Genomic DNA, 13,416 nt, shown 5'->3' with positions numbered 1-13,416 from the left:
CCCGAACCGCTGCGGACAGCACAGAATCATAATACGGGCGGCTCCTTCCGGAGCGCGCCCGTTTTTTTTCGTTTTTTTACTGCTGATTGATTATCTGCGTCATGAGATCCTTCATCTTCACCGTGGTGAGTCCTTTGGGAAGCTGGAACCTGTCAGCGGGGATACTGCCTTTTGAAACAGACGTCACTTCGGTAACATCTTCCTTTGTGCCGCCGCTGAAGTCGGGCATGCGGGTTTTCTCATACAGGCTGAAACCCTTGGAGGCGTACACTGTGATTTCGTTTTCCACAACCTCCTCCGGGCTCATGAAAAATGGAGGAGCATTGTTCACTATGCTGAGGAAGGCGGCTATGTCAACTTCCTTGGCTATTTCGTCCAGAAGCTGTTTTGAGTAGCATATCTCAGTGGAGATGTTGAGAGACGGGAGTGAAAGCAGCACTTTCTCACAGGGGTATCCTGCGTATGAGCCTTTGCCCTTGGGCTCGGTCTTCACCTTGAGTTTTTTGATTTCCTCATGCTGCTTTTTGTAGTAGTCATCCTTTGTAATATCCTGAATCTGTGCAGCGGCAAGCTTCTGCATTTCCCTCATGTCGTCAAAGGTTCCGAACATGAGCATTTCACTTTCATAATCTACCGTGTAGACGGTTTTTTTCCTAATATCGATCAGCGTGTCCAGTTTTCCGTCAGAGAAGGAGGCGATAAGACCGTTCTGGAAATAGCTCACAGACTGACCGTCGGTGAGTTTTTCGGTTACGGTTATACCCGCATGGATCTGGAGAGCGGAAAAAAGCAGGAAAACAAGGAGCAGCGTTTTTTTCATATAGTTCCTCCGCAAAAAGAGCGCAATATTCCATCATATACCGCTCATTTTAGGGGTGCAAGAGGATTAATAATAATTTTTATGAAAAGCGTCTGAACAGTCACGCAGGGCTTCATGCCGCTACCGGATTGACAGCAGCATGTTTTGAAAGGAGAGCAGCGAGCCAGTTTCTCCTCCGAAGGTGAAGCCCAGCCGGAAGCTTTTCATTCTCCCTCCGCCCGAGGGGATACATTGGGAAACCGAGGGTTTTTCACCGGAGTAATTGTACGAAAGCTCAGAGCAGAGCTTGCAGTCTGTCCATGCCTTGACAAGCATATAATCTCCATCGGCGGATTTGGAGGAGCAGGCTCCGTCCGCATAGCCTGAATGTATCTCAAGGCGCATCGGATGAACCGCTTTATCCTCCAGCCAGTTTACGGATGATGAATCAGGTTCGGCGCAGCCGGAATCATCCGGACATGAAGGCACCACGGAGCTGAGATGAGCTCCGAGACATATTTTTTTGCTGCCCGAAGGGTAAGCGCAGGGGATAACAGCAAGGTGATTCGGTGAAGGATACAGCGAAAAATCCAGATTTCTGTCGGGGTAAAGGTCTGTTTCCAGAACGAAGCCCAGTCCGTCGAAGCTTAAGCCTCCGTAACCGAGACCGGATGAGCCGGAAAGTCCGCATTTCATATTTTCCCCTGCCTGATCCGCCGGATAAACAATCAGCCCGTAGCCGCCGAAGGAGGATTCGGTGCTGAGAGGATCGCTGTCGCTGTAGCCCGTTCTGACCTCATAATACATCCTGAATACCTCATTGAGGCTGAATGTATTGTTTATCCACATGCACACAGATTTAGCGGAAGGGTTTCCCTCCACCTCAAAACCGGTTGTGTCTCCGTTTTCGTCCTCAGCGGGAGATATTCCTTCTCCCTGTCCGCCCTCTGCGTTGCTGATCGACAGATTGTCTGTGCGGAGCCTGAAGCCATGATCCTGAGGAGGGGAGAAGCCCGCCTGATAGAACGGCACAGCGTATACCGCCGATGCCCTGCGCCCGCCTGTGAGAGCGTAAGCCTTGACTTCACGGACGGACGGCGTGCTGAACACATCAGCGAAGGATGAGATCAACAGTGAGCTGCCTTCGGTATAGGAAGATTCATCAGAGCAGTCAGTCCTTATATTCAGCATAGCGGCTGTTTCAGGATCAGATTCCGCACACCATTTTTCTGCCGGGGGAACAGACTGAATCTCTGCGGTGTAGAGGCTGCCGCTGTAAACAGGAGGAAGCTGCGGCGTGACGATTTTAAACGCCTCTCCGCAGTTTGCGTGCCGGGCTATTTCGTTTAAGCCTGTCCATCCGGTTTTGTCGTCATTGGACTGCGAAGCGGGGTAGACAGTTACGGCGGTTTGGTCTGCAATTGTTGTGAATACTCCGTCCTCTCCGGCGCTAACAGCAAAAACGGCTGCTCCGTCAAAGACTTCCTTCTCTGTGCAGTCTGCGTTTCGACACAGTGTAACGGGTATGCCGCCTGAGCCTGAGCAGATGTCGGCGGAATCAGCGGTCATTATCCGCAGGTTTCTTCCGTAGCCGTCTTTGATTTCACCGAAAAATGACGGGGTCGGCATACGGCGGGCAGCCGCCGCTTCCGAAGAGGCACGGAGCAGAACTTCATTCAGTGCGGCGTCCGTGTTTCTCTCTGAGGAGAAATTTTTCGCATTATTCATCATGCCGTAGCCGAAAGAGGCGAGAAAGCCTATGACGACTATGACAAATATCAGTTCTATCAGTGAAAAGCCCTTTTCAGGGACGGCAGCGGCATTCATATGAGCCTCATATAGGGTGACAGCGAATAGGAATTATTATAAAATTAAACAGTATCAGTCAATTAACGTTACGGGAGACTGGTTTTCAATGCGTTCAGAAACTAAGGGCTTCACCCTTATTGAGCTTGCTATCGTACTGGTTATAATAGGTTTTGCCCTTGCTTCGGGCAGCAGTCTCCTTGCGCTTGCCGTGAAAAAGAAATCAGCGGAAACCGATTCTGCCAGACTTGTCTCAGCGAAAAATTCACTCTTTTCCTATTCCAATGTCAACGGAGTACTCCCTGTGAAAGAGGGGTTCGCTCCGGCGGTTTCCTATTCACATGATTTCGGAGGCAGGTCTGTGGCTTATATCTATGACGAGGCACTGACATCGAATGATGCCGTCTGCCGCCGAAAGACCGCTTCCTTCGAGCTCCGCAGGTGCAGAAACGCCGGATGCACGGATTATACCGCGGTAAGGAACATAGCTTTCGTAACCGCCGGAGGCGGAGCAAACGCCAATATACAGACAGGAGCGGACGAAGCCGGAATAATACGCATCTATATTCAGGGAGACGCGGCGGACGATTACCCTGCGGACGGAACAAGGATCGAAGCCTATGACGATATAACGGAGTGGGTCACGCTGGGCGAGCTTCAGGCACGCAGCGGGTGCGCCGGTCAAAGTCTGAGAATCCTTAATAATGAGCTGCCTCAGGCATATACCGGAAGACCGTACGAGGCGAAGCTGTTTGCCGACGGCGGTGTGCCCCATAGCGGAGCAGGCGGGCGCTACAGATGGTGTCTGGACGATACTCCTCTTAAGAGCTCAGCCAGCTTGGAATTTTCCGCCAAGGGGAGCCATGTCACAGCCTCCTCCGACTGCCGCAGCGAAAGTGAGTCAGCATGGACTGCGGGCGATAATGTGAGTGTAATCGGAACACCGCCCTCCGGCAGCGGCGGATCATATTATCTAAGTGTCTGGGTGAGAGACGGAAACGATCCGGACGGCGGGGATGACAGCATAGCGAACAAAAAGCTTGTTCTTACCATTTCCGAGTAAACCGTAACGTAAACCGAGCAGATTTCTGTTTATAAAATTTCCTGCCCGTGCTAAAAATCAAACAATACTTTAAATAAATACCGGAGGAAGCGTTATGAAAGCCGTACTTTTGAACGGATTCGGGGGAATTGATGTTCTTAAGGTTGGCGAGGCTGAGAAACCTGCGCCGAAAGAGAACGAGGTATTGATAAGAGTCGCAGCCACTTCAATAAACAGACCGGACCTTGTGCAGAGAGAAGGAAAATATCCGCCCCCTCCCGGGGATTCCGAGATACTCGGTCTTGAGGTTGCCGGTGTAATAGAACAGCTCGGCTCAAAAGTTACGGGCTGGAAGGTCGGGGATCGTGTCATGACTCTTGTCGGCGGCGGCGGTTATGCGGAGTATGCCGTGGCATACGCCGAACATCTTATGCCGATACCAGCCAATATGAGCTTTGAGCAGGCTGCATGCGTATGCGAATCATACATCACGGCTTTTCTCAATGTTTTCATGATCGGCGGACTTCAGGACGGCGAGACGGCGATCTTCCACGGCGGCGGCGGCGGTGTGAATACTGCTGCTATTCAGCTTTCAAACGCCCTGACTCCGAATTCAAAATACATAGTCACCGTTGCTCCCGATAAGGAAGCGAAAGTTAAGGAACTTGGCGCGTCCCTCACGGTGAACTTCCGTGAAGTGTCCGATTTTTCCGATATGGTAAAAGAGTTTACCAATAAGAAGGGCGTAAACCTGATACTCGATCACGTTGGCGCAAAATACCTTTCTCCCAATATGAACTCTCTGGCTTATGCCGGCAGACTGGTGATTATAGGCGTTACAAGCGGCATCAAGGCGGAGCTGAACCTTGCTCTGATGATGGTGAAGCGCCAGCAGATCATCGGCTCTGTTCTCCGCTCCAGACCTGTTTCAGAAAAAGGAGAGATAGTTAAGGAATTTACAGGAAGAGCGCTCCCTAAATTCGCCGATGGAAGCATAGTGCCTATAATCTACAAGGTCTTCCCCATCGACGAAATCGCCGAAGCCCACAAAACCATGGAAGAGGACAGGCATTTCGGGAAGATAGTTCTCAGGATAGCCGATTTGTAATTTTGAGGTACAACATTCGTACAGCCCCATGTTTGTGGCTGTACGAATTTGATATTCCAGATAAATGAGATTGTTTACCGAATAATGACAGTGAACTGCGTGCGAGGAGCAAGGCGACGTGGCAGTCTCAGTCTTTATGCCTTTGTGAATGACCTATAAAACTATAGTAAACTCCGCTCCTTCAAAAGTGTTTCTGGCGGTTATTGTTCCCTTTATGTTTTTCTCTATGATTATCTTCGACATATACAGCCCGATGCCCTGTCCGTCCGGTCTGGTGGTGAAGTAAGGCTCAAAAATCCGCCCCATAGCCGCATGCTCTATGCCGCCGCCGTTGTCAGCAACACGGATTACTGTTTTCCCCCTCCCTGAGGTTATGCGTATATCTATCTTAGGCTCCGCTATCCGGCGCAGGTATAAAATATCCTTCGCATTCTGAATAATGTTGAGCAGAACCTGACAAAACTCGCTTCTGTAGGTTCTGAGGAAGACATTTTCCTGTGCTTTTATCATGACTCTTATGCCGTGAAACCTCAGGTTCGGTTCAATTATGGAAAGCACTTCGTCCAGCGCGGTGTTTATGCAGAACTCTTCAACAGGCTTAGACGGGCTGAAGAAGTTTTTAAAATCGTCGATGGTGTGAGACATAAACTTGAGTGTTGAAAAAGCCTCTTTTATGAGTGTTTCCGCCTCATCTCTGGCAAGATTTCCCTGTTTGATGCCCATCTCAAGGTTTGTGAGTATGCCCGTCATCTTGCTCAGCGGCTGGCGCCATTGATGGGCGATGTTTGAGATCATTTCCCCCATGGCGGCGAGCTTAGACTGATGAACAATCATCTGTTCCTGCTCCCGCTGTTTTTTCTCGGTGGCGAGCCGCTGGGAAATATCTCTGGCGACATCTATGGAGAATTTCCGACCGTCTTCGGTTATTACGGACGCCGTGAGCTCCGCTGGTACAATATCTCCGTGCTTACTCAGGAAATCCAGCCTTACCGTCTCCTTCAGTCCGAACTCCTCACGCTTGCGTACTATGTAGCTGTGAATCTTTTCAAACTCGTACTTAGGATGAAGCTGTTCCGGCATGAGTTTCCGCAGTTCCTCAAGGGAATATCCGGTCATTTTCCGTGCGGCGGCGTTGGCGTCCGCTATGCGCTTTGTTCTGAGATCAAATATGAAAATTGCGTCAGTAGCCGACTCAAAGAGGGTTTTGTATCTCGTCTCGATTCCTCTCAACAGCTTTTCCTGTCCTTCCTTGTGGTCGGTTATGTCTCTGGCTATGCCTTCAACACCGATTATCTCTCCGTTTATGTTTTTAATGAAATGAGCGGATGTGGACACCCACCAGATGCTGCCGTCCTTCCTGAATAACGGTGCGTCAAAAGCAGTGACCTTGCCGTGTTTGCCTATGAGTTCCTTGAAAGTTTCCCTCAGAGCGGGATATACATAGAGTTCGGAGCCGAGATTTTTGCCGATCAGCTCCTCCGGCGTGAAGCCTGAATAGATGAAAACAGAAGGGGAGATGGCGGTTATATTTCCGTAAATATCTGCCGAATAGTATATGTCGTAAATATTTTCAATAAATTCGGCAAAGCAGCTGAAAGCTCCGCTTTTTTCTTTGGTCAGGGGGTTGAGGCTGACGGTTTTTACTCCGGTTGTGCCGTCGGGGAGCGTGCAGGGTTCAAGCTCAATGAAATGCTGCACATCATCTGAGCCCAGAATGAAGCAAAAATCTTTTTCTTTGGTTTTAAGGGCTGAGACTGTCCTGTCTCGGTATTCGGTTTTGATCATCTCTATGAAAGGCTTTCCTGATATTTCAGAAGGAGTGTAGCCCAGTTTGTTTTCAGCCTCGGCTGAAATTCTCAGTATACTGAAGTCCATGTCCAGAACAAAATCGTACTCTGCCATAGTATTGCCGCCCCGCCCCTTTTCGGATAAATGGTCTTACCTGATTTTACAGCAAAAAAATCAATAAGTCGCTGTTGTTCTATGACAATCAAAATAAAAAAAAACCGTCTTTGCCGAAGACGGTTTGATTTATTACGGAATAAGTATCATATCCGCTTCCGAACCGGCAGGGAGAGAGTTTGAATCCTCATCAATGAGCACGAGAGCGTTTACGGAAGCAAAGTTTATGAAGTGCGATGTGAGCTGCGAGCCCGGATCTGCGGCGTGGTAGCGTCCGTTTTCCACTGTTGCCGTCGCTCTGTCTATATCCATGCGCCCTTTTCTTGCCTTCATCTCAGTTTTGAGGATTGCCTTGTGGATTTTGTTTTCAAAATCGGTTACGCCGAGCGCTTTTCTGAAAAGCGGCACAGCATAGAAAACAAAGTTGGTGAGAAACGCCGCCGGATAGCCGGGCATACCGAGGAAAAGCTTATTGTCTCTCTTCGCGACCATAAGCGGGCTGCCGGGTTTAATCCGCGTTCTCTCTATGAAAAGTTCAAAGTCGTGCTCTTTAAACACTTTTTTGACAAAATCGTATTTCCCCATGGAAACGCCGCCGGAGGAGATTATTATATCGTGGTCTTTGCACATTTCCTTGAAGGCGTTTGCCACCTCCGCCTCTGTGTCGCCAATGGGACCGAAGAAGTCGGGCGTTATTCCAACTGAATTCAGGCAGCTTTCAAGGATGCGCCTGTTGGTGTCGAAAACCATCCCTTCGGCGAATTTTTCTTCAACCTCAAGTATTTCATCTCCGGTGACAAAGGCTGCGACACGGGGTTTTTTGTATACCTCAATCTCTGCTTTGCCCAGATAAAACAGGGCAGGGTAGAGCCCCTTGTCTATCACCACGCCTTTTTTTATTACAGCGTCCCCTTTTTTCGCTTCTTCTCCGGCAAGGTTCACAGAATCGCCGGCGGGAATTGTTCCGGGGATAGTGATAACTCCGTCTTGATCCTCGCAGTCCTCAACCCTTGCCACGGTGTCCGCGCCGAAGGGGACTGTGCCGCCGGTCATGACGAAGATTGTCTCATCCTCTTTCACGGAAGGACCGCTTTTCGCTCCGGCAGCGACCTCTCCGGTGAGTCTGTAGGTTTTGCGTCCGTGTTTGAAGGCGTAGCCGTCCACTGCGGATTTATGCACATCGGGATAGTTCCTCGGCACCGTGATGTCTTCCGCCAGAGTCCTGCCCCAGCTTTCCCTGACCGAAATTTTTTCAGTGCCGTAAGTTGTTGTAAGGCTGTTGAGAATAGCCTTGGCTTCCTGCCAGCTTATCATAAGCCGCCCCTCCCGAACGGACAGACGGGGTAATGGCACTTCTCGCAGAAGTGACACAGACCGCCGTGACCGGAATTTGCAATATATTCTTTCGTTATCGTTTCTTTTGCAAGTATTTTGGGCAGATAAATATCCAGAGCTGTCGCATGGAAGAACAGAGCCGCCGCAGGCACGCAGACAACGGTTTTTTCACCTATGTAGCCTATGGAGCAGTTGTTGCCCGGCTGGATAGGGTTGCCTTTGCAGACTATTCTCACCCCTGCGTCCTTTATGGCGTCTGTGGTGACGTCATCAGGGTCAACGCTGGTTCCGCCTGTGGTCAGCACAAGGTCAGTGACTTCAAGCATTTTCCTGAGCTCACCGGTTATATGTTCTTTCTCATCGGGAGCGATTGCAGTGGCGACCACTTCCACGCCCAGCGCATTGAGCTTGGCTGAAAGCTTCGGTATGAAGCCCTCCTTGATGCGCCCTTCGTAAACTTCATTTCCGGTGACGAGTATACAGGCTTTAGTTATTTTATAAGGATTAACGCTTAAAATCGGTTTTTCGAGGATGCCCCGAACGGAGTTCATAAGCTCTTCGCTGCATACGAGGGGGATTATCCTGAAAGCGGCTACCTGAGCGCCTTTTTTAACCGGAAATCCGTCATGGAGGGTAGGCATTGAGGGAATTTCAAGGCTGTTCACCGCCAGCAGCTTCTCCCTGTCCACATGGAATATGCCGTCAGTTTCGGCATAGAAAGATACCTTGCCTTCGCTGGTTTCCTTATCGTAGGTGATATTCTCCCCCGCGGCGAGAGGAGCTGCTATGCGTGCCGCGTCGTCCTCATGAACATCCGTGTCGTTTCCGTCCATTACGAAGATATTTCTCCGCCCGAGGTTTTTCATGTACTCTATGTCACCCGCGCGGATGACATGCCCCCGTTTGAAGGCACGGTTCTTTATTTTTTTCTCTAAGCTTACTTCTGTGATGTCATATGCGAGAACCTGACCTTCCGCATTGTCAATGCTGATTTTTTTCATTGCGACTCCGCTGTGTGTTCAATAAAATGTAGATGCCTTGAATGTTTTTGTCAAGCAGACCGATTGCGGTGGAACTTGATTCTGCATTCTGGTATATTTTCTTATAGTTTAAATGATAATTGCCAAAAGGTAAATCTGAGGTAAAGGCTCGGAGCATGCCTTTTTGGAGGTACGGATTTGGACAGGGAAGAACTCAGCAAGTTTGACGGAAAAGAAGGGCGCAGGGCATATATCGGCTACAAGGGTCATGTTTACGATGTGACTGACAGCAGACTGTGGAAAAGCGGTCAGCACGTTAAGAGACATTTCGCGGGGAGGGATCTCACCGAGGATCTGGAGAAAGCTCCCCACACCGACGAGGTTTTTTCAAGGATACAGCCAGTTGAGGCGCTCACGGAATCGGTGGCGCAGGTGCAGAGCGTATCTTCCGATGAATTTAAGGCAATGCTGAGGGATGTTTACAGAAAACTTCATCCGCACCCGATGTTTATACATTTCCCCATGGGGCTTCTGAGCTTTGCGGTGTTTATGCAGGCAATGTTTCTGTTCACGGGACAGCCGAGCTTTGAAACAACAGCGTTCCATTGCATGGCTGCCGGCGGTGCTGCCCTCATTCCTACAATAGCTTCGGGCTTTTTCAGCTGGTGGGTTAATTATCACTACGCCACATCGAATGTGTTTATAACGAAGATAGCTTTCTCTGCCCTGCTGCTTCTGATGTGCACGGCTGAAATGTGGCTGAGATTCAGCGATCCGGCTATCTCTGCCGCAGGAACCGGAGTCTCCAACCTTTACAACGGGCTTCTGTTCCTGAATCTCCCTGTCATGGCTATTATCGGCTTTAACGGCGGCAAAATAACTTGGGGCTGAGTATCGGAGTTGCGCCGTGCGAAGCGAAGCCTTGCTTTGCAAGGCGTGAGCGTGTACAGAAAAGGGACAGGACGTGCCCTTTTCTGCGGCAAGACAGAGATTGCTTCACCCTTTCAGGGTTCGCAATGACGTATTCAACTCCATGGACGGAGTTGCGCCGTGCGAAGCGAAGCCTTGCTTTGCAAGGCGTGAGCGTGTACAGAAAAGGGACAGGACGTGCCCTTTTCTGTGGCAAGACAGAGATTGCTTCACCCTTTCAGGGTTCGCAATAATTCAAAACAGTCCCATTGCTTGTCTAGTCCTCTTCCGGACTGTCCGCGCTTATTTTTTCCAAGCCCAGCGAATCCAGCTTTTCAAGGGACTTATCAAGCATTCTCCGGCGGGTTCCGCTTAAAAGCTCATATTCCTTTGCGGCATCCTCTATCCTTTTGCCGAGACCTTCCATCTTTCCGGTGAAGAGATCCCACTGCTTGCGGAATGTGCCCATAATGGCGAGTATTTCGGACGAGGTCTGCTCAAGGCGGAAGTTCTCTGCCGCCTGCCTTATCACCGCAAGCACGGAGAACAGCGAAACAGGCGAGGTAAGGGCGACCTTTTTTTCAAAGGCGAAGTCCAGAACATCCGGACATTTCTCCATCATGAACCCGAATATCTGCTCATTGGGGATGAACAGCATCGCAAAATCCAGAGTATTTTCCGCAGGATCTATGTAATCTCTGCCTGACACCTCTTTTATGCGCTCCTTAACGTCCTTTGAAAAGGCGGTGGTTCGTGCTTTTGCCGCCGCTTCCTCCGTTTCGTCAAGATATTTGAGGTAGTTCTCCAGCGGGAACTTCACGTCCATGTTGAGAATAGCGCCGTTCGGCATTATGAAGGTGTAGTCCGGTCTGCTGCCGGAGGTTTTCAGGGTTTTCTGTCTGTAGTAGTTGACATTCTCCATGAATCCGGCTGATTTCAGTATGTCCTCAGCCATGCGTTCGCCCCAGCGCCCCCGTTTGCCTGTGGAGGAGAGCGCTTCCTTGAGGGATGATGTAACCCGAAAGAGTTCCTCTGCGTTTCTGGATGTGTGGCGTATCTGCTCGGAAAGGGCTGAGAATTTGGATTCCCTGTCCTTCTCAAACTCTTTTACAAGCTTTTCAACCTCAGTGAGCTCCTTGGTCATTTTTTCGAGCTGCGCGTCTATAAGCGCTTTTTTTCCGTCAAGCTGAGCAGCCCCTGCCTTTCGTTCACTTTCCATGTGCTTCATAAGCTCTGCGGTGGTTCGGGAAAGCGCCTCAAGGGAAAGTCCCGAAAAGCTCAGCTTAAGCTGCTCCGCCATTGCGGTCACTGTTTTTTCAGCATCAAGCTTGAGGGCTTCCTGCTTTCCGGACAGAAGGTTGAAGAAAACCGCGCAGACTCCGGCACCTGCCGCGAATCCGAGAAGAAATATAATTATTGATGAATTTTCCATGATCAGAATTTACCAGAAAGAGAATAATCGGGCAATATGGTTTGTTCTTTTACCGATTCTGTTTTAAATTATATATGTTAAACAGGAGTGTTCCATTGGTTTATAAGGGTTTTACTTTTCTCATATGTGATGAGGGCGGACTTGTACCCCTTGCTGCTGTTCTGCGCAGGCTGACCTCCGGCGGCGAGAGTGTTTTTCCGTTCATCCCCGTCCCGTTCTCTCCCCGTATGTCTCACACATTGTGCGGAGCAGGGGTTCCGGCGGATGCGTTTATGCTGTCTCTCGCATGCGGCATAAATGCGGCTTATCTGATGTCGCTCCGCCTGAAGGCGGGGAAGGTTCCCGATTCGGAAGATTATGAAAAGGCGGCGGCACGCCTTGAGGAAATCTCAAAAAGTGCGGATTACGACCGCATAGCTCTTGTTCTGGACTCTGACTGCGGCGAGTGGGGCGAGGAACTGGCGGGGCTTATATGCGGAGGAGTTTTTCTCTGCGGAAGCAGCGTGTCTGTCAAGGCTGTGTGGGATAAGGCTTCCGATGATCTCCGGGCACTTATGAAGGGCGCTCTTCTTTCGGAAAAAAGCTGGAGCTTTCTCTCCAAACCCCCTCTGGCTGTGATAGCCGCAGTGCCTGAAAACCTGCCGGAAGCTGAGATTCTGCCTGATCTGTGCATCTTCGGCAATACGGACGGAGTGAAGACTGGAGTGATAAATCTCCCGTTCATGACGGACTGCAATGACACAGCGCCTTTTCTCATGTCCATGGATTTCAGCGTATCCCTGATAAACGAGCCCCATGAGGCTGACGAATGCAATATAATCATTGTTCCCTCCAGCGAGAACCCCAGAGGAGACCTGCTTTTTCTTGAAAAGAGAGGGTTTGACATTAAGCTGAAAGAGCTGTTCGGAAAGAAATCCGTTGTGGCTTTCGGCACGGGGTTTTCCATGCTGGGAACCAGATTCAGCTTTGAAAGCGGTTCTGAGGCGGGGATCTTCTCCGGTCTCGGTCTGGGCGATTACGAGTCAGTGGTGCGCGGCGGTAAGAGGCTTGCCTGCTCCAAGTTCCGCTTCAGCGGAGAAAAGTGGCTTTTCCACCCGATCAGCATCAGCGGGGAATATCTCTTCGCCGGAATCCCCTTCCATGGAGAGACAGCGAGTGAACCCGTGCGTAATCTGCTTCAGATGCCGCTAAAGCTTAAGCCTGATTTTTCCGAATATATCATAGCGGATCGCGCGCTCAGTGTTTTGAGCGAGAAGTGCATAGTGAGAAATAATATTTTCTGACAAAAGGGAGGCTCCTTGTATGGTTCCGTTTATTTTCAATCTTACTGATAAAAAAATTCTTGTGGCAGGGGGAGGTGCGGAAGCCGAATCGCTGCTTGTCTCTTTTCTCGGACATGACCCGAAAATTAAGGTGATTTCACCCGCATGTACCGAAAATATAAAGCTTTTTCACAGGTTCGGGCGGATTGAGTTTGAGCAGAGGTGGGCAGAGGAAAGCGATGTGGATTCGTCATATTACTTCGTTTTCGCCGTGACGGGTGACTCAGAGGTTGACGCCGAAACGGCGGCATGGGCGCGTAAGGCTCATGTGCCTGTATTCGTGCAGAATAACTCTCTGCTCTCGGACTTCGTTCTTGAAAGAGGCGAAGAGGGAGAAACCAGCGATTTTGATAAAATAAAAGAGCTGCTTAAGACAAGGCGAGGCTGATTAATCCGTAAATGTGGGCAGGCTGAGTATATACCAGCTTACGCCCGTACCTGCGGCAGTGAGGACAAGAAACACAATCAGGCTGCCTGAGATCGCGGATGAAAAAATAAGCGAAAACCACAGCAGGGTGAGAGCGCGGATCTTTATTCTGCGGCTTATGCCGAGACCGTTTTCATAATTTCTGACAATATTTCCGAAATATCTGTTGTTTAAAAGCATCTTATGGAATTTTTCAGAGCTGCGGGCGAAGCACGCCGCCGCCAGAAGTATGAACGGGGTAGTGGGCATAACAGGAAGGAAAACGCCTATTATGCCGAGAAAGAGTGACATAAAACCAAGAATAATAAGGATTATTTTCATATCCTCACTATAAAAACATAAGCCGGATAATGC

At 49.8% G+C, this 13,416-nt stretch carries 12 protein-coding genes; 5 read left to right on the top strand and 7 right to left on the bottom strand.

Annotated features, from left to right (window positions below; all coding sequences use genetic code 11):
- Positions 1 to 76 precede the first annotated feature (76 nt).
- Positions 77 to 820, bottom strand: a complete 744-nt coding sequence (locus tag EP073_RS11245) for a hypothetical protein (protein ID WP_128467242.1) — start codon at positions 818 to 820, stop codon at positions 77 to 79.
- A 120-nt stretch (positions 821 to 940) separates the two neighbouring features.
- The gene (locus tag EP073_RS11240) at positions 941 to 2,626 is read right to left on the bottom strand and encodes a type II secretion system protein (RefSeq protein WP_128467241.1); all 1,686 of its coding nucleotides are present in this window, start codon (positions 2,624 to 2,626) and stop codon (positions 941 to 943) included.
- Positions 2,627 to 2,714: 88 nt separating this feature from the next.
- Here EP073_RS11240 and EP073_RS11235 point away from each other — a divergent pair, with 88 nt between their 5' ends.
- Complete coding sequence (locus EP073_RS11235) at positions 2,715 to 3,668, top strand: type II secretion system protein (RefSeq protein ID WP_128467240.1); 954 nt, start codon at positions 2,715 to 2,717, stop codon at positions 3,666 to 3,668.
- 94 nt (positions 3,669 to 3,762) lie between these two features.
- Positions 3,763 to 4,755, top strand: a complete 993-nt coding sequence (locus EP073_RS11230) for an NAD(P)H-quinone oxidoreductase (RefSeq protein WP_128467239.1) — start codon at positions 3,763 to 3,765, stop codon at positions 4,753 to 4,755.
- A 153-nt stretch (positions 4,756 to 4,908) separates the two neighbouring features.
- On the opposite strand, the gene EP073_RS11225 is transcribed toward EP073_RS11230, so the two are convergent.
- The 3 genes from EP073_RS11225 to EP073_RS11215 all read right to left on the bottom strand — a co-directional run bounded on the left by EP073_RS11225 (position 4,909) and on the right by EP073_RS11215 (position 8,993).
- Positions 4,909 to 6,657, bottom strand: a complete 1,749-nt coding sequence (locus EP073_RS11225) for a PAS domain S-box protein (protein WP_128467238.1) — start codon at positions 6,655 to 6,657, stop codon at positions 4,909 to 4,911.
- A 132-nt stretch (positions 6,658 to 6,789) separates the two neighbouring features.
- Entirely contained in the window at positions 6,790 to 7,971 is a 1,182-nt protein-coding gene (locus EP073_RS11220; RefSeq protein WP_128467237.1) for a molybdopterin molybdotransferase MoeA, read from the bottom strand.
- Positions 7,968 to 8,993, bottom strand: a complete 1,026-nt coding sequence (locus tag EP073_RS11215; protein ID WP_128467236.1) for a molybdopterin-binding protein — start codon at positions 8,991 to 8,993, stop codon at positions 7,968 to 7,970. Before EP073_RS11215 ends, EP073_RS11220 begins: the two co-directional genes overlap by 4 nt.
- 177 nt (positions 8,994 to 9,170) lie before the next feature.
- On the opposite strand from EP073_RS11215, the gene EP073_RS11210 reads away from it, so the two are divergent.
- The gene (locus EP073_RS11210; RefSeq protein WP_128467235.1) at positions 9,171 to 9,863 is read left to right on the top strand and encodes a DUF2231 domain-containing protein; all 693 of its coding nucleotides are present in this window, start codon (positions 9,171 to 9,173) and stop codon (positions 9,861 to 9,863) included.
- A 295-nt stretch (positions 9,864 to 10,158) separates the two neighbouring features.
- Here EP073_RS11210 and EP073_RS11205 read toward each other — a convergent pair whose 3' ends face one another.
- Positions 10,159 to 11,313 (bottom strand): DNA recombination protein RmuC, encoded by a 1,155-nt coding sequence (locus EP073_RS11205; RefSeq protein WP_128467234.1) that lies wholly within the window; start codon positions 11,311 to 11,313, stop codon positions 10,159 to 10,161.
- Between the two features lie 95 nt (positions 11,314 to 11,408).
- Between EP073_RS11205 and EP073_RS11200 the strand changes: the two genes are divergently transcribed.
- Positions 11,409 to 12,596 (top strand): hypothetical protein, encoded by a 1,188-nt coding sequence (locus EP073_RS11200; RefSeq protein ID WP_164885355.1) that lies wholly within the window; start codon positions 11,409 to 11,411, stop codon positions 12,594 to 12,596.
- Positions 12,597 to 12,615: 19 nt separating this feature from the next.
- The gene (locus EP073_RS11195; protein ID WP_128467232.1) at positions 12,616 to 13,023 is read left to right on the top strand and encodes a precorrin-2 dehydrogenase/sirohydrochlorin ferrochelatase family protein; all 408 of its coding nucleotides are present in this window, start codon (positions 12,616 to 12,618) and stop codon (positions 13,021 to 13,023) included.
- On the opposite strand, the gene EP073_RS11190 is transcribed toward EP073_RS11195, so the two are convergent.
- Positions 13,024 to 13,383 (bottom strand): YbaN family protein, encoded by a 360-nt coding sequence (locus EP073_RS11190; protein ID WP_128467231.1) that lies wholly within the window; start codon positions 13,381 to 13,383, stop codon positions 13,024 to 13,026.
- Between the last annotated feature and the right edge of the window lie 33 nt (positions 13,384 to 13,416).

It is taken from the genome of Geovibrio thiophilus, assembly GCF_004087915.1.
In the GTDB taxonomy this organism is placed as follows: Bacteria; Chrysiogenota; Deferribacteres; order Deferribacterales; family Geovibrionaceae; genus Geovibrio; species Geovibrio thiophilus.
This window is presented reverse-complemented; position numbering and strand designations above follow the sequence as displayed.

What these genes read in the sequence shown, in the direction of transcription:
- EP073_RS11205 (WP_128467234.1), bottom strand. Translation starts at nt 11,313, where the DNA reads ATGGAAAATTCATCAATAATTATATTTCTTCTCGGATTCGCGGCAGGT.
- EP073_RS11225 (WP_128467238.1), bottom strand. Translation starts at nt 6,657, where the DNA reads ATGGCAGAGTACGATTTTGTTCTGGACATGGACTTCAGTATACTGAGA.
- EP073_RS11240 (WP_128467241.1), bottom strand. Translation starts at nt 2,626, where the DNA reads ATGAATGCCGCTGCCGTCCCTGAAAAGGGCTTTTCACTGATAGAACTG.
- EP073_RS11215 (WP_128467236.1), bottom strand. Translation starts at nt 8,993, where the DNA reads ATGAAAAAAATCAGCATTGACAATGCGGAAGGTCAGGTTCTCGCATAT.
- EP073_RS11195 (WP_128467232.1), top strand. Translation starts at nt 12,616, where the DNA reads ATGGTTCCGTTTATTTTCAATCTTACTGATAAAAAAATTCTTGTGGCA.
- EP073_RS11245 (WP_128467242.1), bottom strand. Translation starts at nt 820, where the DNA reads ATGAAAAAAACGCTGCTCCTTGTTTTCCTGCTTTTTTCCGCTCTCCAG.
- EP073_RS11220 (WP_128467237.1), bottom strand. Translation starts at nt 7,971, where the DNA reads ATGATAAGCTGGCAGGAAGCCAAGGCTATTCTCAACAGCCTTACAACA.
- EP073_RS11235 (WP_128467240.1), top strand. Translation starts at nt 2,715, where the DNA reads ATGCGTTCAGAAACTAAGGGCTTCACCCTTATTGAGCTTGCTATCGTA.
- EP073_RS11190 (WP_128467231.1), bottom strand. Translation starts at nt 13,383, where the DNA reads ATGAAAATAATCCTTATTATTCTTGGTTTTATGTCACTCTTTCTCGGC.
- EP073_RS11230 (WP_128467239.1), top strand. Translation starts at nt 3,763, where the DNA reads ATGAAAGCCGTACTTTTGAACGGATTCGGGGGAATTGATGTTCTTAAG.